Origin of the sequence: Dyella sp., from assembly GCF_035277725.1 — a bacterium.
Lineage (GTDB): Bacteria > Pseudomonadota > Gammaproteobacteria > Xanthomonadales > Rhodanobacteraceae > Dyella_B.
The window spans coordinates 1-20,817 of sequence record NZ_DATEJY010000116.1 but is presented as its reverse complement, the minus strand read 5'-3'; the positions used below and the strand labels follow the sequence as shown (position 1 = coordinate 20,817).

At 62.0% G+C, this 20,817-nt stretch carries 18 protein-coding genes; 9 read left to right on the top strand and 9 right to left on the bottom strand.

What is annotated here, in order from left to right:
* Positions 1-176 (bottom strand): carboxymuconolactone decarboxylase family protein (locus tag VJR68_RS10585; RefSeq protein ID WP_324147646.1); only part of this gene is annotated, 176 nt, incomplete at its 3' end.
* 257 nt (positions 177-433) lie between these two features.
* Between VJR68_RS10585 and VJR68_RS10580 the strand changes: the two genes are divergently transcribed.
* From VJR68_RS10580 to VJR68_RS10565, 4 genes are all read left to right on the top strand, one after another.
* Positions 434-1,504 carry a LysR family transcriptional regulator gene (locus VJR68_RS10580; protein WP_324147645.1) on the top strand — a complete coding sequence of 357 codons (1,071 nt, stop codon included), beginning with the start codon at positions 434-436 and terminating at the stop codon, positions 1,502-1,504.
* Between the two features lie 138 nt (positions 1,505-1,642).
* The gene (locus VJR68_RS10575; RefSeq protein ID WP_324147644.1) at positions 1,643-2,137 is read left to right on the top strand and encodes an Ohr family peroxiredoxin; all 495 of its coding nucleotides are present in this window, start codon (positions 1,643-1,645) and stop codon (positions 2,135-2,137) included.
* A gap of 381 nt (positions 2,138-2,518) precedes the next feature.
* Complete coding sequence (locus tag VJR68_RS10570; RefSeq protein WP_324147643.1) at positions 2,519-3,331, top strand: sulfotransferase; 813 nt, start codon at positions 2,519-2,521, stop codon at positions 3,329-3,331.
* A gap of 342 nt (positions 3,332-3,673) precedes the next feature.
* Positions 3,674-4,507, top strand: a complete 834-nt coding sequence (locus VJR68_RS10565; protein ID WP_324147642.1) for a cyclase family protein — start codon at positions 3,674-3,676, stop codon at positions 4,505-4,507.
* Positions 4,508-4,532: 25 nt separating this feature from the next.
* On the opposite strand, the gene VJR68_RS10560 is transcribed toward VJR68_RS10565, so the two are convergent.
* The 3 genes from VJR68_RS10560 to VJR68_RS10550 all read right to left on the bottom strand — a co-directional run bounded on the left by VJR68_RS10560 (position 4,533) and on the right by VJR68_RS10550 (position 6,487).
* Positions 4,533-5,195, bottom strand: coding sequence for a CPBP family intramembrane glutamic endopeptidase (locus VJR68_RS10560; protein ID WP_324147641.1), 663 nt, complete (start codon positions 5,193-5,195; stop codon positions 4,533-4,535).
* 1 nt (position 5,196) lies between these two features.
* Entirely contained in the window at positions 5,197-5,802 is a 606-nt protein-coding gene (locus tag VJR68_RS10555) for a TetR/AcrR family transcriptional regulator (RefSeq protein WP_324147640.1), read from the bottom strand.
* Between the two features lie 127 nt (positions 5,803-5,929).
* Positions 5,930-6,487, bottom strand: a complete 558-nt coding sequence (locus VJR68_RS10550) for a sugar O-acetyltransferase (protein WP_324147639.1) — start codon at positions 6,485-6,487, stop codon at positions 5,930-5,932.
* Between the two features lie 142 nt (positions 6,488-6,629).
* On the opposite strand from VJR68_RS10550, the gene VJR68_RS10545 reads away from it, so the two are divergent.
* The 3 genes from VJR68_RS10545 (at position 6,630) to VJR68_RS10535 (ending at position 12,660) form a co-directional block, all read left to right on the top strand.
* On the top strand, positions 6,630-7,676 hold the full coding sequence (locus VJR68_RS10545) for a sulfotransferase family protein (RefSeq protein ID WP_324147638.1): 1,047 nt from the start codon (positions 6,630-6,632) through the stop codon (positions 7,674-7,676).
* Positions 7,677-7,991: 315 nt separating this feature from the next.
* Complete coding sequence (locus VJR68_RS10540; RefSeq protein WP_324147637.1) at positions 7,992-9,707, top strand: S53 family peptidase; 1,716 nt, start codon at positions 7,992-7,994, stop codon at positions 9,705-9,707.
* A 181-nt stretch (positions 9,708-9,888) separates the two neighbouring features.
* Entirely contained in the window at positions 9,889-12,660 is a 2,772-nt protein-coding gene (locus VJR68_RS10535; protein WP_324147636.1) for a TIM-barrel domain-containing protein, read from the top strand.
* Between the two features lie 54 nt (positions 12,661-12,714).
* On the opposite strand, the gene VJR68_RS10530 is transcribed toward VJR68_RS10535, so the two are convergent.
* The 5 genes from VJR68_RS10530 to VJR68_RS10510 all read right to left on the bottom strand — a co-directional run bounded on the left by VJR68_RS10530 (position 12,715) and on the right by VJR68_RS10510 (position 17,250).
* On the bottom strand, positions 12,715-14,004 hold the full coding sequence (locus VJR68_RS10530; protein ID WP_324147635.1) for an MFS transporter: 1,290 nt from the start codon (positions 14,002-14,004) through the stop codon (positions 12,715-12,717).
* Positions 14,001-14,309 carry a hypothetical protein gene (locus VJR68_RS10525; RefSeq protein ID WP_324147634.1) on the bottom strand — a complete coding sequence of 103 codons (309 nt, stop codon included), beginning with the start codon at positions 14,307-14,309 and terminating at the stop codon, positions 14,001-14,003. The genes VJR68_RS10530 and VJR68_RS10525 overlap by 4 nt, the downstream gene beginning before the upstream one ends.
* Before the next feature lie 55 nt (positions 14,310-14,364).
* Positions 14,365-14,805: a MarR family winged helix-turn-helix transcriptional regulator gene (locus VJR68_RS10520; RefSeq protein ID WP_324147633.1), complete on the bottom strand. Its 441-nt coding sequence runs from the start codon at positions 14,803-14,805 to the stop codon at positions 14,365-14,367.
* Positions 14,806-14,973: 168 nt separating this feature from the next.
* A complete protein-coding gene (locus VJR68_RS10515; RefSeq protein WP_324147632.1) occupies positions 14,974-16,290 on the bottom strand; it encodes a diguanylate cyclase in 1,317 nt (438 codons plus the stop codon).
* Positions 16,291-16,587: 297 nt separating this feature from the next.
* Positions 16,588-17,250 carry a response regulator transcription factor gene (locus VJR68_RS10510; RefSeq protein WP_324147631.1) on the bottom strand — a complete coding sequence of 221 codons (663 nt, stop codon included), beginning with the start codon at positions 17,248-17,250 and terminating at the stop codon, positions 16,588-16,590.
* Between the two features lie 163 nt (positions 17,251-17,413).
* Between VJR68_RS10510 and VJR68_RS10505 the strand changes: the two genes are divergently transcribed.
* Positions 17,414-20,248 carry an ATP-binding protein gene (locus VJR68_RS10505; RefSeq protein WP_324147630.1) on the top strand — a complete coding sequence of 945 codons (2,835 nt, stop codon included), beginning with the start codon at positions 17,414-17,416 and terminating at the stop codon, positions 20,246-20,248.
* Between the two features lie 282 nt (positions 20,249-20,530).
* A partial coding sequence (locus tag VJR68_RS10500; protein WP_324147629.1) for a LysM peptidoglycan-binding domain-containing protein occupies positions 20,531-20,817 on the top strand: 287 nt, incomplete at its 3' end.

Genomic DNA, 20,817 nt, shown 5'->3' with positions numbered 1-20,817 from the left:
GCCTGCTTGATATGCATATCCAGGCAAAAGCTGCAGCCGTTGATTTGCGAGGCGCGGATCTCGACGAGGTAGTTGATGGTTTCTTCGAGACTGGAGTGGCCGATCTGCATGTTCAAGGCGACCAGCTTGTTGAAGAGCTCGGGCGATTGTTTTTGGTAGTCGATGCGCTGTGCCATGGTGCAAATCCTCAGTGGATGGCCATTTCGCGGCCGGTCGGCGGGATGCCCGCTCGCGTACGAGGGCGTAACGGCGCCCAGCGTAGATTTGACGTGATCGACCCGGTAGGTCCGGCGACGGGCTCTTGGTGTTGTCCCGCAGGAAACAATGGGGCCGGCGCTGTCACGGATGCGGCCACCGAAACGTCTGTCACATAAGCCGGCCAATGCCGGTGCGATGCGTGATGACCCGCGCAACGCCCTGACTGGACACGACCATGACCCTCGACTCGTTCGATCGACCCCATTGTGCGAACAGCGACGCGCTCGCCTCCAGCTTCTCGGCGAGCTACGCCGGCGTGGTGGCGTTTATCGCGGTGGCGACGGAAGGCAGTTTCGCCCGCGCAGGCGATCGCCTCGGCATCGGCCGCTCGGCCGTCAGCCGCAGCGTGCAGAAGCTCGAAGCGCAGCTGGGCGCGCGGCTTTTCCTGCGCACCACGCGCAGCACCACGCTGACGCGCGAAGGCGAGTTGTTCTATCAAAACTGCCATCCGGGCGTGGAGCGCATCGTGCAGGCGCTGGAAGACATGCGCGACCTGCGCGAGGGCCCGCCGCGCGGGCAGTTGCGGATCAGCACCACGGTGGGCTTCGGACGGCGCATCGTGGCGCCGCTGCTCCATGCATTTCGCGCGCGCTATCCGCACATTGCCGTCGATCTGCTGCTGGACGATCGCCTGACCGATTTCAGCGTGGATCGGGTGGACGTGGCGTTCCGCAACGGACGCATGGACGACAGCCAGGTTATCGCCAAGCAATTGATCCCGATGCCGATGCTGGTGTGCGCCTCGCCGGCCTATCAACGCGCGCATGGCCTGCCGCGCCACGTGGAAGATCTGGCCGGGCACAGCTGCATCAATTTCCGCACGGTATCGGGCAGGATCTTCGAGTGGGAATTCAAGGTTGGCGGTCGCGTGCAGAAATTTCTGCCATCGTCCAGCTGCACGTTCAACGACGAAGATCTGGTGCTGCAGGCCGTGCTCGATGGACAAGGCATCGCGCAGCTGGCCGGTTACCAGATCAGCGAACACCTGCGCGCCGGCCGGCTGGTGGCGTGCCTGGCGCCCTACGAACCGGACGACCGCGGGCATTACCTCTGCTACCTGAGCCGCCAGCAACTGCCCGCGCGCATACGCGTGTTCATCGACTTCATGACCGCCGGCATCCGCGCGCTGGACCTGACATGCGCGACCGGATTGGCCTCGGTGTCATCCGTGCCCGCAAGCAAGGCGAGCGAGCTATCCGCAACGCGCTGCGCAACGGCGATTGGTGCGTTGCCGGCAACACCGTGAGCCCGTCGGCGGCGCTACCGGTGGCCGCATGGGCATGCCTAGCATGCCGTCGTCACATGTCTGCAGCGCCAACCTGAAACGGAGGTCGCCCATGAACATCCTCGTCGCAGGCCTGAGGCCTCGCGCTGCCGCATCGTCATGACCGATCTGCGTCCACCGCATACCTCCCTGCTCGACAAGCACATCGGCATGGATTTTCTTCCGCTCTATACGGCCACCGTGCGCGTCAGCGGCGGTGTGGCCAGGCACGCTCGCGCCTCCGGCGTCGCACGCTCCGACGATGGCGCCCTGCAGGTGCAACTGCGGATGCCGGAGCCATTGGGCGGACCCGGCGGCGGCACCAATCCCGAACAATTGTTCGCCGCCGGCTACGCCGCCTGTTTCCACGGCGCACTCAGCCTGCTCGCCACCCGCGCGAACATTGCCATTCCAGACGCCGAAGTCGCGGCGTCGGTCACCTTCGGCCGCGATCCGGTCGATGGCCTGTTCACGCTTACCGCCGAGATCCGCATCCGCCTGCCGGGCCTCGAGCGGTCCACCGCCGAGGAGCTGGTGCGCCATACCGAACGCATCTGCCCCTACGCAAAAATGACCAGGGCGGGCATCGATTGCGTGGTGTTGCTCGACGACTGATGGGCACTTCTATAAATGGCTCGCTACGCGACATGAGGCGATACGGCTGATGCTTGCCGCGATGCGCTCCCTCCCCTGCGACAGTAGGGGAGGGCTGGGGTGGGGTTGCTTGGGCTTTAGCGTACAACTGAATTTCCCGAGAAAAATGGGTTTACGGTGATGTTCGGTTCCCGCCGCTCGCTGCGCTCGCACCCCACCCTAACCCTCCCCCCGGATCAAGTCCGGGACAGGCTCTGCAAGCAGGGGAGGGAACCATTTGTCGCAATGGTCGAGATGCCGCTTCGCTTGAGAGCTATTTATAGAAGTGCCCTGATGCTTTGCCGAACCACCCGTCGACGAACTAAGGTGGGCGCCACGATCCGAAGCCAGGGGACTTAAGCCGTGCGCGCCATACATTTCATTTCAGGCTTGCCGCGATCCGGTTCCACGCTGTTGGCCGCACTGCTGCGCCAGAATCCCCGCTTTCACGCGAACATGAGCGGCCCGCTCGCCGGCATGGCGAATGTGATGCTGGGCGAAATGAGCGATCGCAACGAGTTTTCGCTGTTCATCACGCACGAACAGCGCCGGCGCGTGCTGCGCGGCCTGTTCGAAAACTACTACGGCGAGGAATTCAAGGCCGAGGTCATCTTCGACACCAATCGCATGTGGTGTGCGAAGTTGCCGATGCTGTGCGAGCTTTTTCCCAACGTGAAAATGATTGCGTGCGTGCGCCATATGTCATGGGTCATCGACAGTCTGGAACGCGTGATCCGCGACAACGCCTTGCAGCCTTCCTCCATCTTCAATTTTCAACCCGGCGGCACCGTTTATAGCCGCGCCGAAGGCGTCGCCAACGGCGAAGGCCTGGTGGGTTATGCCTATAACGCCTTGAAGGAAGCGTTCTACGGCGAACACGCACAACATCTGATGCTGCTGCAGTACGAGACGCTGGTGCGCGAGCCCGCCAAGGCGCTGGCGGCGATTTACGACTTCATCGGGCAACCGATGTTCCAGCATGATTTCGACAACGTGCATTTCGACGCCGACGCATTCGACCTGCGCGCCGGCACGCCGGGCCTGCACGCGATTCGCAGGAAAGTCGACGAGCGGCAACGCGCAACCGTGCTGCCGCCGGATGTGTTCCGGCGCTTTGAGAACGATGCGTTCTGGCTCAATGCGCAAGCCAATCTTCGCGGCGTAAGAGTGGTTTGAACCGCGCTATCGCGTGGCCCGGTCCGTCAAGGCGAGGTCAACATCGCAGCCAACGCCCGCACGAAAAAGTGAATGATGGGCCTTAAGACATCCGTCAGGATAGCGGTATTCGACCGCCCGCTTGACGCCGCGATCGTATCCCGCTCCTGCGACACGGCGCACGACAGGGAAAAGCGCATAGCGCTTTTGATGCCACAGCTTTTTTGTAGGCTGGGATGAAATCCCAGCTTTCTTGCACCGGGGAATGCCGGGATTTCATCCCAGCCTACATGCCGCGGTACGTGCATTGCCTCCGTGCCGCGCATCCACTACAAGTGGCAATGCCCCTACGGAGGTCCGAGCGTGATCCATCGCCTATTTGCCGCCATCGCGTTTTCCTTGATAAGCATGGGCGCACTGGCCCAGGAAAAAGCAGGCAACATCCACGACAGCCAGGCCAGCGAACTGCTCGCCATCGTCCACGCCAGCAAGCTCGTCGACCTGACGCATGCCTTCAGCGCAAGCACACCCGTCTGGAGCGGCTTTGGCCAAGCCGTCATCACGCCCGCTAAAGATCCAAAGACCGGCCAGCCCTACACCATCGACAAAGACGGCTTCCGGGCAAACTACTTCTCGATGGTGGGCCAATACGGAACGCACATTGATCCGCCGGCGCACTTCGATGCCCATGGCGCCACGGTCGACGCCATTCCCTTGAACAAGATGATCTTGCCCTTGGTGGTTTTCGACATCACCGGTTTGCTGCAAAAAGACCCTGATCACGCCTTGAGCGTCAACGACATCCTCGCTTGGGAAAGACGACATGGCCGCGTTCCCGCCGGATCGTTTGCCGCGCTGCGCACCGATATGTCCAAGGATTGGGACACCAACCCGACACGATTCAAGCGCTCGCCCTTCCCCGCCTGGTCGCTGGCGGCGGTGCAATTCCTGATCGAACAACGCGGCGTGGTGGCGATCGGCCACGAATCGCTCGACACCGACACCACACCCAAGATGGATTCGGAAACCTGGCTACTACAGCACGGCCACTACCAGATCGAAGCCATGGCTCATCTCGATCAAGTGCCTTCGACCGGCGCGGTACTTATTGCGATGTGGCCGAAGGTCAAAGACGGCGATGGTTTTCCGGTGCGTGTCATGGCGGTGGTGCCGGCCGATCATCCGCAAGCGCATTGACGATGCTGCGAACTGATTGAACCGCTCACCCCAGAAGAAGCGTGGCGTCGACGATGAAATGCGCCAGCATGCTCGCCCACACATTGCGCCGCCATAGATAGAACACCGTAAGGATGGCCCCGGCGACGCCGGCTACCAGCACGTGGGACCAGCCCCAGTAACTGACGTGATCCAGCGCGAAGACGGTGCAGCTAAGCGCGCCGGCGACGAAACGGCTGCCGGTCAGCTCCTGCAATCGTTCGACCGCGTAACCGCGAAACAGCAATTCTTCCGATACCGCTGCGCGCACTACGATCAGGCAATTCAGCCAAAACGGGATTTTCAATACCTGCGCCAATGGCTGGCTTTCGCTCCAATGCAGCGCCGGGAATATCACCTCATAGATCAATGCGAGACACGCGATGATCAGCACACCCGTCAGCAGCGCCAGCGGCCATTCCTTCCAGCCTGGCCGCCTGAACCCGACCGACGCCAACGGACGCTGCTCCACCTTCACGACGTAAAGGAGCAGCGCGGCAACCAGTCCCCAGTAGATCAGCTCATCGACGATCAGATGGCCGGGCCCCGCAAAGGCGTCGAGCCACGCGCCAAATGGCAGGCTGATACCTCCCAGCGCCAGTAACAGTCCACCCACGATCCGCGCGGTAGACCTGCCGCGTGCAGATACATCCGCCGTCGATGCGACCATCTCATGTTCCCCGTTTACGCGTGGATACCTTGCGCGGCTTGCGCACCGTTTCCGTACGGTGAAGGCGCGCCTGCTCCACCAATTCGATAAAGCGGTCGAGCGCGCGCGTGGTGCGCCGACGATCGCCGGTGCTCATCAATTCCAGAAACAATCCATCGAACACGGCGATCGGCAGACTGGCCATGGCCGCATCGCGCTCGTCATCCGGCATGATGCGTTTGACCAGTTCAAGCCAGCCGGTTGCGCTGTGCTGCAGGAACGGCCCGTAGGTTTCCGGATGGCGCGCCGCCAGCATCTGCAGCTCGTAAAGCAGCTTCATGTACGGCAGGTTTTCCGCAGCGGTCGCCCAATCCCAGAACCGGCGCAGAGGCTTGATGCCCTTCGGCGCCTGGGCATCCGCCAGCGCCTGCAATGAATGGCGCAGATGCGCGTGCATGGCATCCATCGCCGCGGCCAGCAGGCCTTCCTTGGAATCGAAGTGGTAGATCAGTAGGCGCGCGCTGGTACCCAGTTCGGCAGCCAATGGCCGCAGCGACAGCTCCGACAGGCCATGCGTGAGCAGGTAGTCGATAAGCGCGGAAGTGAGTTCTTCTTTGCGTGTCTGCATGTAACGGACGTTACATGTAACGATCGTTACACGTCAAGCGGATGCGGCCAATCCTTTCGTTTCAACCGGAGACCCGCTAGCCCCATGACAGACTTCCAATAGATTCAGACACACAACAGACGCCTTCTCATTCACCAATGGAACGAATGACTCGCGCCGGATTCCCGCCAACCAGCGTATTTGGCGGAACATCTTTGGTAACCACCGAACCTGCAGCCACCACCGAGTTTTCGCCCACCGTCACCCCGCCGATAATCGTTGCACCAGCCGCAATCCAGACGTTGCGCTCGATCACGATCGGCTTGCCGATGGTGACGGCTCGACGCTGCGAGGGTTCAAGCGGATGACCCGTCGTGATGAGGCTTACGTTCGGCCCGATCATCACGTCGTCGCCGATATCGAGACCGCCAAGGTCATAGAACGTGCAGTTCTGGTTGATGAAGACATTGCGACCCACGCGGGTTTCACCACCGCCCGTCGCATAGAACGGAGGGATCAGTGAAAAACTCTCATCTACCTTTTTGCCGATAAGTTCGCTGAAGAGGGTGCGGACTTCGTCAGCGTCGTTGAACGTCAAACGATTGAGTGTGGCGGTGATCGCCATGGCGCGTTTGACGTTTGCCACCATGGCTGCCGATTCCGGCGTGCGCCTGTAAACGATCTTGGTATTGTCTTCGCTTGCCATTCGTAGATTCCTTGACCTGCAGGCTGGGATGACAATCCCGGCACCGCCACGTGGATGGGATTGATGCAACACAATCCACCGATGCTACGCCCAATGCGTTGGGTTACGCTGCGCTGACCCAACCTACGGCGATCGTCCAGCCATGACAGTGTTGCCGCAAACGCCGCTGTTCATCGTCAGCACCGGGCGCTCCGGATCGACGATGTTGTCGGATCTGCTTTCCTTGCATCCGGATATCCTTAGCCTGTCCGAGTTGTTCAATGCATTGCATCCGCATGGCTTCCGGCAGGATCCCATCGACGGGCCGGGTTTCTGGTCCGTGCTGAGCGAACCGCGTCCGCGTCATACGGCCTGGCTCCGTCTGATGGAGCGCGGCTTGGTCATCGACGAATTTCGCTACCCTGTAGCATCCGCCTTGCGCTTTCGCGAGACGGGCATTCCGCCGCTGTTGGCGATGACGCTACCGTTGCTTGGCGACGACCCAGACGGATTGCATGAAGCATTGGGTATCTTCGTGCAGTCACTGCCTGAAGCGCGTATACATCAGCAATACCTTCGTGTGTTCCAGTGGCTGTGTGCACGCCTTGGCCGCCGATTCTGGTGCGAACGCTCGGGTGCTTCGCTCGGTCTGGTTCAGCCCTTGTCGCATTTCTTTCCGGATGCGAAGTTCATCCACGTCTTTCGCGATGGTCGCGAGTTTGCGCTTTCAGCCAGCCGTTTTCCGCTGATGCGGATGGGCCTGATCAGTGCCATGTTCAAGCGGCGGTTCGGCACGGCACCCTATCTCGCGCCGACATACCAAGCACCCGAAGACTTGCCGGCCGCATGGCGTGGGCTGTTGCCGGAAAGTTTTGACGTCGATGCGTTCCAGCAGTTCGAGCTGCCGCTTGAACCCATTGGAGTGGCCTGGTCGGAGATGATCGCTGTCGGTTTGGGCATGCTGGAAACATTACCTGCCGAGCGGGTTCTCCACGTACGCTACGAATCGATCCTTGACGCACCTCGTGACGAACTGCAGCGCATTGTTCGCTTCATGGATCCCAAGCTGGATGATCCTGCGTGGCTCGCGCAAGCAGCCGGCCAGGTGCGCAAGAACCCGATCAAATGGCTGAATTTATCCCCCGACGAACGCGATCGCCTGGAAGCGGCGTGCGCGCCCGGCATGGCGTTGCTTCGCCGCTTTTCGTAAACCCGATTCGAGGCCACCTGCAGGATCTTGCGCCATCCCACGTCCGCATTCGCAAGAGCCTGCATACGTATATGGGTGTGGTGCTGCTACGCACTATGTGATCCACGACACAAATCCGCGTCAGGTGCACTCGCTGTAGGTAGCGAAGCGTAAAGAACGCCGCTCCATTCACTCGAAAACGACGAATTCCAACCTAACCTCCGCCGGCCATTCGGCACCCCTGGGGAGGGGAGTACAGGGAACCGTACGTCTTCTAGTTTTCCTCGATTCTTTCTTTCGATGTCACTGACTACTTAACTACTAGGGAGTAGCTCCATGACCAGACAAGATTCGATCGGAACACGCAAGACAAAGGGATTTCTTTCAACGCGCAAGACCTGTGCTTTGTCACTGGCCATTGCGATGGCATTCGGTGCGAGTGCGGCGGCGAATGCCGGCCAGTTCTACACGCATCATGTGCGCAACGCGGTAAGCAGCAATACGGCGCAGCTCGTGAGCAGCTTGCCTTCCAGCAAGCTTATGAGTCTCGATGTGGTGTTGCCGGTGCGTGACCAGGCAGGCCTGGATAATTTCGTGGCGCAAGTCACCGATCCGACCAGCCTGAACTACCACAACTACGTTACGCCGGCGCAATTCACGGCGCGCTTTGGTCCGACGCAAAACGATTACGACACTGTCGTGCAATACCTGCAGCAGCATGGCCTGGTGGTGGCGGGCGGCAGCCGCGATCGCATGGATATCCAGGTGATCGGTCCGGTATCGGCGGTGGAATCGGCGTTCAACGTGAAGATGCGCACGTATCGGCATCCCACCGAAAACCGCACGTTCTACAGCCCGGACCGCGAGCCCACCACGTCACTGGCCATTCCGCTGTGGCACGTTTCGGGCCTGGATAATTTCTCGCAGCCGCATCCGTTGTACGTCAAGAAGAGTGACTACGCGGCCGCGCACGGCATCAGTCCGGATGCGGTCGTGAGCCATGCCACCACGGGTTCGGGTCCCAGTGCCTCGTTCCTCGGCAGCGACATGCGCGCGGCCTACTATCACGGCGGCACGCTTACCGGCACCGGCGAGAGCGTGGGCCTGTGGGAGTTCTACGGCATCAACACGTCCGACGTGGCGCTGTATTACTCGACGGCCAAGCAAACCAATCCCAATAACCTGCGCGTGCTTTCCACCGACGGCACTTCGACCGGCTGCACCGGCAGTTGCTCCGACATCGAGCAGACGCTCGACGTGACACAAGCGCAAGGCATGGCCCCGGGCCTGAGCAATGTGCTGATGTATGTCGGTTCCACCGATACCGCGATCATCAGCGCGATGACCGTGTCGACGGGCGGCTATGCACCGCCGGCCACCATCGGTTGCTCGTGGGGTTGGACGCCGGCCGATCCCTCCACGCTCAATCCGTATTGGCAAAAGATGGCGGCGCAAGGCCAGAGCTTCTTCGCCGCATCGGGTGACAGCTCGACCTGGTCGACGCGCAACGAAGCATGGCCGGCGGATGCGGCGTATGTGATCGGCGTCGGCGGCACCGACCTGACCACCAGCGGCGCAGCGGGCCCATGGGCATCGGAGACCGCATGGGTGGACAGCGGAGGCGGTATTTCGCCGGACAAGATCGCGATTCCGTCCTGGCAGACCGGCGCGATCAATACCAGCAACAAGGGTTCGAAGACCTACCGCAACGGACCGGATCTCTCGGCCAACGCCAACTTCACCTTCATGGCGTGCGGCAATGGCAGTTGTACCTATAACGAGTACGGCGGCACCAGTTTCGCGGCGCCGATGTGGGCGGGCTTCGTCGCCTTGGTCGACCAGTCTTTGGCCAGCCACAGTGCGTCGAACCTGGGCTTCTTCCTGCCCACCCTCTACAGCAACAACATCAACAGCAGCAGCATCTACGCAGCGACGTTCCATGACATTACCAGCGGCAAGTCCGGCAGCTATTCGGCGGTGAAGGGCTATGACCTGGTGACGGGCTGGGGCAGTCCGGTGGGTTCGGGCTTTATGTCGCAGTACGGGCAATAAGCGCGTAACGCAGGCACGTTGTGAACGGAGGCCGTGCGTGGCCTCCGTTCTTTTGCAGTGAGTAGGCTGGGATGAAATCCCAGCATGGATGTGCATGGCGAATGCTGGGATTTCATCCCAGCCTACGTGGCGCGCTTTAAGGCGAGTATAAATGTGAGGTCTTTTGCTAAGAGACACTCGCATGAATGTGTTCCGCCGCATGCTTCTGATCGCGCTGATTGGATTCGTATCGACGCCGCTGGTGTCTCATGCACGGACGCAGGGCACTACCACGATCGTCGCGGGCAACGCGCGCTTCGAATTTCTCACGCCTTCATTGTTGCGCATGGAATACGCGCCAAGCGGCCATTTCGTCGACGTACCAACCGCAGTCGTGCAGAAGCGCGATTGGTCGCCCGTCAGTGCTGAATCTGCCAAGGAAAACGGCTGGCTGGTGGTGCGTACTCGCAGCGTCACCTTGCGTTACCGCTTGAACTCCGGGCCATTCAAAGCAGACAACCTTGAGGTGAGTTGGGCCAATCCAAATGGAGCGCCGCATACCTGGCATCCCGGCCAAGTGGATGCGCACAATCTCGGTGGCCTTGCCTACTCGCTCGATCACGTCAGCGGCAGCAACTTGACCCAGGATGACACGCAGAGTCCGGTCAACGACATCATTCCCGGCATCGACATTCCGTTGTTGCCGGCCAAGCCAGGCTTGCTCAGCCGCAGCGGCTACGCCTTCATCGATGACAGCCAGACGCCGTTGCGGGACGAAAAAATGGCGTGGATTACGCCGCGCCCCAAGCCGTATGGGCAGGACTGGTATCTGTTCACCTATAACCGCCAATACCAGCGCGTGCTACAGGCATACGCGCAGCTTTGCGGCGGCGTTCCGATGATTCCGCGCTACGTGCTGGGCAATTGGATCACCGATTTCAACTTCGAATATTTTCCGGACACGGCCGATGCACATACACCGGCGTTCGAACGCTACAACCAGCAATATCTAGAAGACGAACTCACACGCCTGCGCGAGAACCACATTCCGTTCGATACGCTGGTGCTGGATTTCGCCTGGCACAACTATGGCTGGCAAGGCGGTTACGACTGGAGTCCGCTGATTTCGCATCCCGCTCAATTCCTGCAATGGCTGCATCAGCGCGGGATCAAGCTCAGCCTCAATGATCATCCGGGTTATGCGGGTACGCAGGAAAGCATTCTTTCGCATGACGACAGCCACGCGGCGCAGGTATTGAGGGACCTGCAGCAGCCGTTGCCACCGAAGCCTGCGTTCGATCTGGATGTTTCCACGGGCTGGAAATTCATGCCGGATGCGCACGATCAAGGTATCAATCAACATTGGTTTGCCGCCAGCTACGACGATCATGCGTGGCAGCCCATTCGCACCGGTCAATCATGGAACCGGCAGGGCTATCCGGATTACCAGGGCATCGGGTGGTATCGCACATCGGTGTCGCTGCCGGAACAGCTGCCGAATGCCCTGTATCTGTATCTGGGCGAAGTCGGGCAGACGTATCGTCTCTTCGTCAACGGCAAGGAGGTCGAACACAGTCACGTGCAGTGGCCGCGACGGCTTACCTACGCCGACATCAAGCCGTACGTTCACGCGGGGCAAGCCAATGCAATGGCCTTGCGCGTGGTGCCGGGCGAGCAAGGTGGTGGTATTTTTCGCGGGCTCGTGGCGATCAGGGACGTGGCGCCACCGCCGCGTATCGCGTTCGATCTCTCCGACAAACAACAAGCCGACGTGTTCATGCGTGATCTGCATGGGCCGCTGATGCAGGCCGGCGTCAGTTCCTGGTGGGTGGATGGCGGCGGTGGCGCCACGGCGATGCCGGGGCTCGATCCGCAGTTCTGGACCAACAAGGTGTTCTACGATTTCTCGCAGCATTTCACTGGCCAGCGCGCTTTCATTCTCGGCCGCTATGGCGATTGGGGCAGCGAGCGTTATCCCGGCTTTTTTACCGGCGACACGTATTCGCAATGGCCAGTGCTGGCGTATGAAGTCGCCTTTACCGCACGCGGCGGCAATGTGCTGGTGCCGTATATCAGCCACGATATCGGCGGTTTTCATGGCGCGAAGATCGACTTTGATCTCTACGCACGCTGGATCGAGTTCGGTGCTTTCAGCCCGATTCTGCGCATGCATGGCGCGCACGCGAATCCGCACGAGGGCAACGTGCGCATGCCATGGCTGTACGGCGACAAGGGTATTGCGTTGATGCGCAAATATTTCACCCTGCGCACGCAGCTGATTCCTTACATCTATACATACGCGTGGCAGGCGCACACGCTGTCATTGCCATTGCTTCGCCCGTTGTATTTGCAATATCCGCAGTCGGAAGAGGCTTACCATCATTCGCACGAGTATTTTTTCGGTGATGAAATGCTGGTGGCGCCGGTGCTGGATGCGAGCGGTATTCGCACGGTGTATTTGCCGGACGGCCAGTGGATCGATTTCTTCAATGGCAAGCACTACGACGGCGGCAGGTCCTTCACCGCGCATTACGACGTCGACCAGACGCCGGTGTTTGTGCGCGAGGGGTCGATCATTCCGGAGCAGGAACCGAGCGATTATTCCGATGCCAAGGCGCTGGATACGTTGATCGTCAATGTGTATGGCTCAGGCAGTGGGCAGTTCGACCTGTACGAAGACGACGGCGTGTCGCTCGATGATGCGAAGGGCAGCTATGCGTTGACGCGGATGAGCTATGACAGCAAAGCGGATGGTTTGCATGTGCTGACGATGGCGGCGGTGAAAGGTGCGTACAAGGGGCAGCCGTTGCAGCGTGCTTATGAGGTGCGGATTCATGCGCTGGGCAAGCCGCAGTCGGTCAGCCTGAATGGCAAGGCGGTGACGGATTGGCGCTGGGATGGGAAAGATGCGACGGCCGTGGTCGTGGTGCCGCGGCAGGATATTCGCATCGAGACGACCGTGACCTGGCGGTAAATCTTCTTCTTGCGGCAAATCCGCTCCCTCCCCTACGTGTAGTAGGGGAGGAAGTTACGCCTCGGCAGAATGGATGCTCTCGCGCACGTCAGCTAGCGATTGCCGCATGCTCAAACGCAGCCGCCCTGCCTCCACGCACACCCGCAAAGCACGATGCTTCACCAAATAGCGCACCCCCACCAACCCCGCGCCAAATCCCGCCGCAGCACCGACACCTAGCGACCAGCGCGGCCCAAGCGTATCTGCCACCCAACCAACCACCGGCGCACCCAGCGGCGTGCCACCCAGCGCAATGGCAAGCAGGATCGCCACCACGCGACCGCGCATCGCCGGCTCCGTCGCAAGCTGCACCAGGCTATTGGTAGAGGTGGTGAAGGTTTGTGCGCAAACGCCGATCGCCATCAGCATCGCCGCGAACATCCAGAAGTCGAACGACAACGCGGCCAGCACCAGCCCCGTACCGAATAACCCCGCCGCCGCAATCAGCAGCGGCACGCTCGGCCTTGCCCGCCGCGCCGCCAGCAACGCGCCGATCACCGTGCCGACCGCCATGCTGGAAGTGAGCAGACCATAACGACTGGCGCCCGCATGGAACACCTTTACCGACATGGTGGAAATAAAGATCGCGAAGTTGAGTCCGAACGTGCCGAACAGAAACAGCATCACCAGCACCGCACGCAGGTCCGGCCGATGCCACACGTAGCGGAAGCCTTCGGTAAGACGTCCGCGTGCGCGGTGGGCGCTCGTCTTTACGTGCAGCTCTTCGGGGCGCAACAGGCACAACGAACACAACACCGCCACGAACGATGCGGCATTCACCACGAACACCCAGCCTGTGCCCACCGCGGCAATCAGCAAACCTGCGACAGCCGGACCGAGCATGCGTCCGGCGTTGAACGAGGTGGAATTGAGCGCCACTGCGTTGGAAAGATCCTCCTCGCTCACCAGTTCCGACACGAACGTTTGCCGCGCCGGCGCATCGAACGCCGTGACGCAGCCCAGCGCGAATGCAAAGGCATACACCTGCCACAGCTGGATCAAGCCCATGATGGTGAGCAGGCCAAGGCCGAGCGCCAGCACGCCCAGCGATGCCTGGGTGACGCACAACAGCTTGCGCCGATTGATGTGATCGGCCGCGTAGCCCGTCAACGGCAATAGCAGAATCTGCGGCCCGAATTGCAGCGCCATCACCACGCCAACGGCCGAGGCATTGCTGTGCGTGAGTTGCGTCAGCACCAACCAATCCTGGCCAATGCGCTGCATCCACGTACCCACGTTGGATATCAACGCGCCGCCCGCCCACACGCGGTAGTTGTAGCCGCGCAGCGAGCGGAACATGCTCATAGATTGCCGCCGTTGAAGCGCCCGAAGCTGCGGGCAAGAAACAACGCGAGCAACAGCGCACCCACGCTGGCCGCGGTCATGTCTGGAATGTTGCGCGGGTCGAAGTCACCCACGCGGCAGATCAGGAGATAGCCGATCACCGCGTTCAAGAAACCCCACAACACGTTGACGGTGGCGGACGAAAGCCCCTGGCCCGGTGGGCTGGCGAACGGACTTTGAAAAGCGCGACCCATCGTGCCGCTGACGATATGCGGCACAGCGTTGAGAAGAAACATGCCGCCGAAGAAATAAGTCACGTAGTGCATGAGGAAACTCCGTGATGCGTTTATGAGGTAACCGTGGCGCGGACGAAAAGAATCATCAAGGCTCGACGAGTCGCTTCAGCAACTCGACAGCGCCGGCAAGTTTTTTCTGCTCGGTGGGCGAAAGCCGTGTCTGGATGGTGTGGAACAGCCAGTCTTCGCGCGCGGCGCGGCTGGCCTTGACCCAGGCGCGCGCTTTCGGCGTCAGTGAAAGGATGGTGCGGCGGCCGTCGGTGGGATGCGGCGTGCCTTTCAGCAGGCCGGCCGTTTCCAGCGACGCCACCGTGGCGCCCATGGATTGCTGGCGCACGCCTTCGAGTTCAGCAAGCTCGGTGACGGTTTTGGATCCGTCGCGTTCCAGATGGCCCAGTACCGAGACCTGCGGCCAGCTGAGGCCGTGCGAACCGGATTCCTCGCGCAGGCGGCGTTTCAGCTTGCCTAGCAGCACGCGGAGCTCGCTGGCGGTGGCCATGGCGATGTCGGGGGTTGGGGTGGCCATGGCGCGCAGTCTAGAGGATAGGAAGGGTAACTGCAAAGGTTACCTTCCTATTTTCTAACCCGCCAACCCAAGCCAGCACCGTTTGGGATCGCTGGAAACGCTTGCCCGTCATTCCAGCTTTCGCTGAAATGACGGGTGGGGGTTTTTACGGCGGCTGAAAATCCTTACTCAATCCTGCCCCTTCCACGCACCGCCAAGCTCGGCGGTGGACATGCCGTAGACGGTATTTCGCCCCGCCAGCTTGGCGGTGTAAAGCGCCCGATCAGCCGCGTGCAGCAACGCATCGCAGGTTTCCTCCACACCCTGGCCGTGCGGCACGCTTTCCAGGCTGGTTACGCCAATGCTCAACGTGAGCTTGCCGTAGCGGCTTTGCGCGTGCGGCAGGTTGAGCGCATTGATGGCATGCAAGATCGCGCCGGAAACCTTCAAGGCGCCGATCGCATCGGTGTCGGGCAGGATGGCGATGAATTCCTCGCCGCCGTAGCGGCCGACCACGTCGCAATAGCGATGCAGCGATTTGCGCAGCTCCGCGGCAACGATGCGCAGGCAATCGTCGCCGCGCAGATGGCCGTAGTGATCGTTGTATTTCTTGAAGTAATCCACGTCGATCATCAGCACCGACAACGGATGGCCGCTGCGCATCGCGCGCTGCACTTCGTCCGCCAGCACTTCGTCGATGCGGCGGCGATTGGGCAGGCCGGTCAGGTGATCGTTGTTGGCGAAGTATTCGAGCTGGCGGTTGATATCGGCGAGCTTCTGCTCGGCCTGCTTGCGGTCGGTAATGTCGGTGAGCGCGGCGGTGATGCCGATCACCTGGCCCATGCGGTTGTGCACAGGATTGGCCAGCACCTGGTAATGCTTGTCCTGGTGTTCGATTTCCTGCGCGGGTACATCCTGCCCGGCTTCCAGCAGCTTGAGGCTGCGGCGGATGACTTGCCCCGCGCCCGGCAACAGTTCGGCCACCTTGCGGCCCACCAGCGTTTCCGCGCGCACGCCGTGGATGGCCGCATACGCGGTGTTGGCGGCCAGGTAGCGGCCATCGCGGCCGATCAGGCACAGCGCGCTGGGCGCGGTGTCGTAGATGGCCATCATGCGGTACACGTTTTCGGCGTGGGCGAGATCCATCACACCGTGCGCGACGCCGCGATAGCCGGAGAATTCCCCCGCCTCGTTTTCCAACGCCATCGCATCGGATTCGAGCGCCACGGTGCTGCCGTCCGCATGCAGGTGACGGCTGATGGCGCAGGAAAAGGCCTTGGGGCGCGAGGCAAAGAAGCGCCGCACGCGCACCGCCTCGGTCGGCGCCATGAAGGCGTTCACCGGTTCGCCGAGCACGTCCGCGCGCTGACGGCCCAGCATGTCGAGCAAGCCATCGGCCACGCTGGTGAAGCGGTGGCGCTCGTCGATCTCCCACTGCCACTGCGGATGCGCGTGGATCACCGACTGCAGCCGATCGAGCGCGGCGCCTTGCATGTCCTTCAACATTGTCGCTACCTCGCAGCCGTGGCTGGAACAGAAGATCCCGGCAGGCAGTACTCACAGGGGGTAATGCATGCCTGCCGCCGGCGTTAATTCGCCGACACACGTCCATCCGTGGGCGCGCGGGAAATCACGAACGCCATGGCGATGGCGTTGCTTTATGGGCGGCAAGGATGCGATTCGAGGGCGGGGTGGCTGTATCGGACGATTCCTAAAATGGAATCGCCGTAGGTTGGGGTGCGAACCCCAACGTGCGGACGCCATATGGATGGCGATGTTGGGGTTTGCACCCCAACCTACGCGTCAAAGCAGGCCGTAAGTGCGCGCATACTCAAATAACTGCGTATTGCTGGTAATTCCCAGCTTGCGCATCGCATCGTTCTTCTGCTGGCTGACGGTCTTCACGCTACGGTGCAGCTGCTCGGCAATCTGCGTCACCGACAGCCCCTGCGCATACAGGCGTACCACTTCGGCCTCGCGCTGGGAGAGCGACGCCGGATCGGCGGCACGCTCCTGCCCTTCCGGCGACCAGTCGATGACGTGCTCGCGCATCGACTCGCATATATACGTGCGCCCATTCATCACCGCGCCGATCGCCAGTTGCAGCTCTTTGGTCATCGCCACCTTGGCGACCAGGCCGTTCATGTCGGCGGCGAGCATGCCGCGGGTCAGGGCCGCGTTGTGCACCATGGTCAGCACGATGATCGGCAGTTTGGGATGCTCGCGGCGCAAACGCTTGAGCAGAGGCAGACCGTCGCCGGAACCATCCTCGTAGGGCATCGAGAAATCGGTGATCAAGAGGTCGCAGGGCATGCTCGCCAGCAAGGCCATCAATTCGCGGCCGTTGCTCGCTTCGCCAATCACCTGCATGCCGCTGTGTTCTTTCAGCAGCGCACGGATGCCAAGCATCACGACGGGGTGATCGTCGGCAATGACGATCCGGGTTATCTCGCCAATCGGGGGCATAGCGGGGAGGCTCGGATTCCCATAGCGACGGCGTGTCCAGCCGTCATGGCTAGGATTCTACCGAAGAATGCGCAGTCTCTTCCCCGGCCGACATGGCATCATGCACCTACAGCCGCCGGGGAAGCGGCTACACAGGGACAACCTTCTTTCTCAGCACGACGCCGTGACCCTAGCCCTTCTTCTCAGCGACGCGGCCGCCGGCTGGTTCGATACCGGCCCGATCGGCATGGCGGTGGTGGTGCTTGCCGCCCTGCTCAGTCTTACCGCCCTGCTCGCGCTGGCGGTGTTGCGCATGCTGTTCCTGCAGCGGGAAAAGCTGGCCGCGGCGGAAAGGAAACTCGCCCAGCAAAGCGCGGCGATGCAGGCGCAGTGGGATGCGGTGCCGTTTCCGGTGCTGGTCAAGGATGCCTCTGGCAGCTACCTGGCGCTCAACCGCGCGTGCGAGCTGCGGCTTGGCATCGAACCGGCCAGCATGCGGGGGCACGGCAGCCTGGCATTGCCGGCGCAGCGCTGGGTTCCGCTGGCGGATGGCAGCTCGGCACCGCAACGCCTGCAGCAATCGAGCATCGATACGTTGCGCGAGAACAAGGTGCAGCGCTGCGAACTGGACTACGTAGGCAGCGACGGACATCAGCGCACCGGCCTGCTGCTGGAAGCGCCGACGCACGCGCCGGACGGCAGCGTAAACGGCACCATCGCCATGCTGCTGGACATCACCGAATACCGGCAGATCGAACGCAGCGCGCGCGCCACCGAGCAGAGCCTGCGCGATATCACTCAGCGCATTCCAGTGGTGGTGTTCGCCGTGCGCCGCGGCGACGATCGACGGCAGCGGCTGGCCTTCCTCGCCGGCAACCTGCATGCGCTGTTCGGCCTGGAACACGCCGACCTGCTGGAACAGGACGACGTGCTGCGCAACTGGCCGTTCCATGACAGCATTCACCCGGAAGATGCGCCTGCCGTACGCCGCCTGCTGCAGCGGGCAACGCGCCATCGCGGCACTGTCACGCTGGATTTTCGCGCTTACGGCGCGGAGGGCCTGCGTTGGATCCATCTGGTGATGGGCACGCGCCAGCTGTCCGATCACCAGGTGGAATGGATCGGCTACGTCATCGACACCACCAGCATCAACGCGCACAACCAGACCCTGCTCGCCGCGCGCGACGCCGCCGAGCGCGCGTCCAAGGCCAAGGCCGACTTCCTTGCCACCATGAGCCACGAGATCCGCACGCCGATGAACGGCGTGATCGGCATGCTCGAACTGCTCGGCCGCACGCCGTTGAACGAAGAACAGCACGAACTGGTGCACGCGGTGGAAGACTCCGCCGGCGTGCTGCTGCAGGTGCTCAACGACGTACTGGATTTCTCCAAGCTGGAAGCCGGCAACGTGCGCCTGGACGACGCGCCGTTCGACCTGCGCACGTTGATCGACAACGTGGCCGGCATGATGACCGGCTCGGCGCACAAGAAAGGTCTGGCCATCGACATTGGCGCCGACGCCACGCTGGCCGGCAAGCTGCTGGGCGATAGCGTGCGCATCCGGCAGGTGCTGATGAACCTGCTGAACAACGCGGTGAAGTTCACCGAGCGCGGCAGCGTCGCCGTGGGTTTGCGCGTGATCGGCGACGACGGCCATGCCCAGCGCGTGCGCATCAGCGTGACCGATACCGGCATCGGCATCGCCGCGGACAAGCAAGCCAACCTGTTTACCCCGTTCTCGCAAGCGGAATCCTGGACCACGCGCCGCTATGGCGGCACCGGCCTGGGCTTGGCGATCTGCCGGCACCTGGTGCAATTGATGGATGGCAGCATCGAACTCAGCAGCCGCCTTGGCGAAGGCACCAAGGTGACGCTGGAATTGCGTTTGCCGGTGGCGCAACGCGAGGTGGAGCGGCCTGCCGAACTGGCCGGCCGCCATGCGATCGTGCGGCTTGCGTCGGTCGACACCGCCAATGCCCTCGCCGCCCATCTCACGACCCTGGGTTTGACGGTGGAGCAGATCCCGCCGACGCAGCCGATGCGTCGTGGCGTGGCCGCCAACCTGCTGTTTATGGATCAGCACGACCAGCAAAGCGCCGCGATGATTGCCGCGCAGCCGATCCTGGTCGACGCCAGCGCGAACGGCGTCAGCGGTCCGCGCGACGAGCGCCTGTGGCTCAACACCAATCCGCTGAAATGGCAGGCGGTGGCGCGGGTTTGCGCGCAGACGCTGAAGCCGTCACCGGCCTCGCGCGAGATGGCCACGCCCGTGATGGCGCCGCCGATCGATGCGCCGCCCGCCACTGGCCGCATCCTGGTGGCGGAAGATCATCCGATCAGCCAGTCGCTGATCCGCCGCCAGCTCGGCCTGCTGGGTTGGGAGTGCGACGTGGTCGGCGACGGCCAGGCTGCGCTGGCCGCCTTGCGCCAACGCGATTACGCGATGCTGCTCACCGACTGCCAGATGCCGCTGATGAACGGCTACGAATTGGCGACGGCGTGGCGCCAGCACGAATCGGCCACGCAATACGCCACCCACCTGCCGGTGATCGCCATGACCGCCAACGCGCTCGACGGCGAAATCGAACGCTGCTTCGAAGCAGGCATGGACGACTACCTCAGCAAGCCGGTGCAACTGCGCCCGTTGGAAGACAAGCTGCGCACCTGGGCGCCGCGCGTAACCGCTGCGCCGAAAACGGAAGCCGGCTTGTTCGACGACGTATTCGCCGAACCGGGCATGGAAGACCTGCGCGCGGAAATGCTGCAGGCGATGTTGAAAACCAGCGGCCCGGATCTGGCAAAGCTTGAACAGGCCCTGGCGCAAGGCGATGGCGCGCAAGCCCAGCGCACACTGCATCGCATGCTGGGCGCGTTGCAGCTTTTTACGAACGGGCCAGTGATGGTGGACGGGCGCGAGTTGATGGCTGCGCTTGGCGATGATTCGGGGGAAGACGCATGGCGGCGGCTACCGGGTTATCTCGAACGTTTGCGCGCAGCACTCTCAGGACTGGCCACGTAGGCTGGGATGAAAGCCCGGCATCGCCATGCCAGGACTGGCGGAGCACTCCACGCAACCCCGTAGGTTGGGGTGCGAACCCCAACATCGTGATGCCCGCATGCATGGCAATGTTGGGGTTCGCACCCCAACCTACGTGTTTCATCCCAGCCGACTGGCACCCCGCCCGCACATCCCGCACAATTCCCACACCATTCGGCAAGACGACAGCCTTTGGATCAAGGTTGCACGCCGTTGCCGGCCCATGACGAACAGGGGGCGTCTTGATGGTTCCCAGGGGGAATGATGTATCCCACCCGTAACAGATTGCTGCCACGACTGGCCGCGCTGCTTTTGCTCGTTTCGATCGCACCGATGCTTTCCGCCGCCGACTGGACCTACCGCGTCCGGCCGCAGGACAACATCTGGGATCTTTCCAGCCGCTATCTGAAGCCCGACGTGCCCTGGCAGAAACTGCAGGCGTACAACAAGGTGGCCGATCCGCTTCACTTGCCCCCCGGCATGACGCTGCGCGTGCCGATCGCGTGGCTGCGCGTGCAGCCGGCAAGCGCGACGGTGGTGGCGGTGATGGG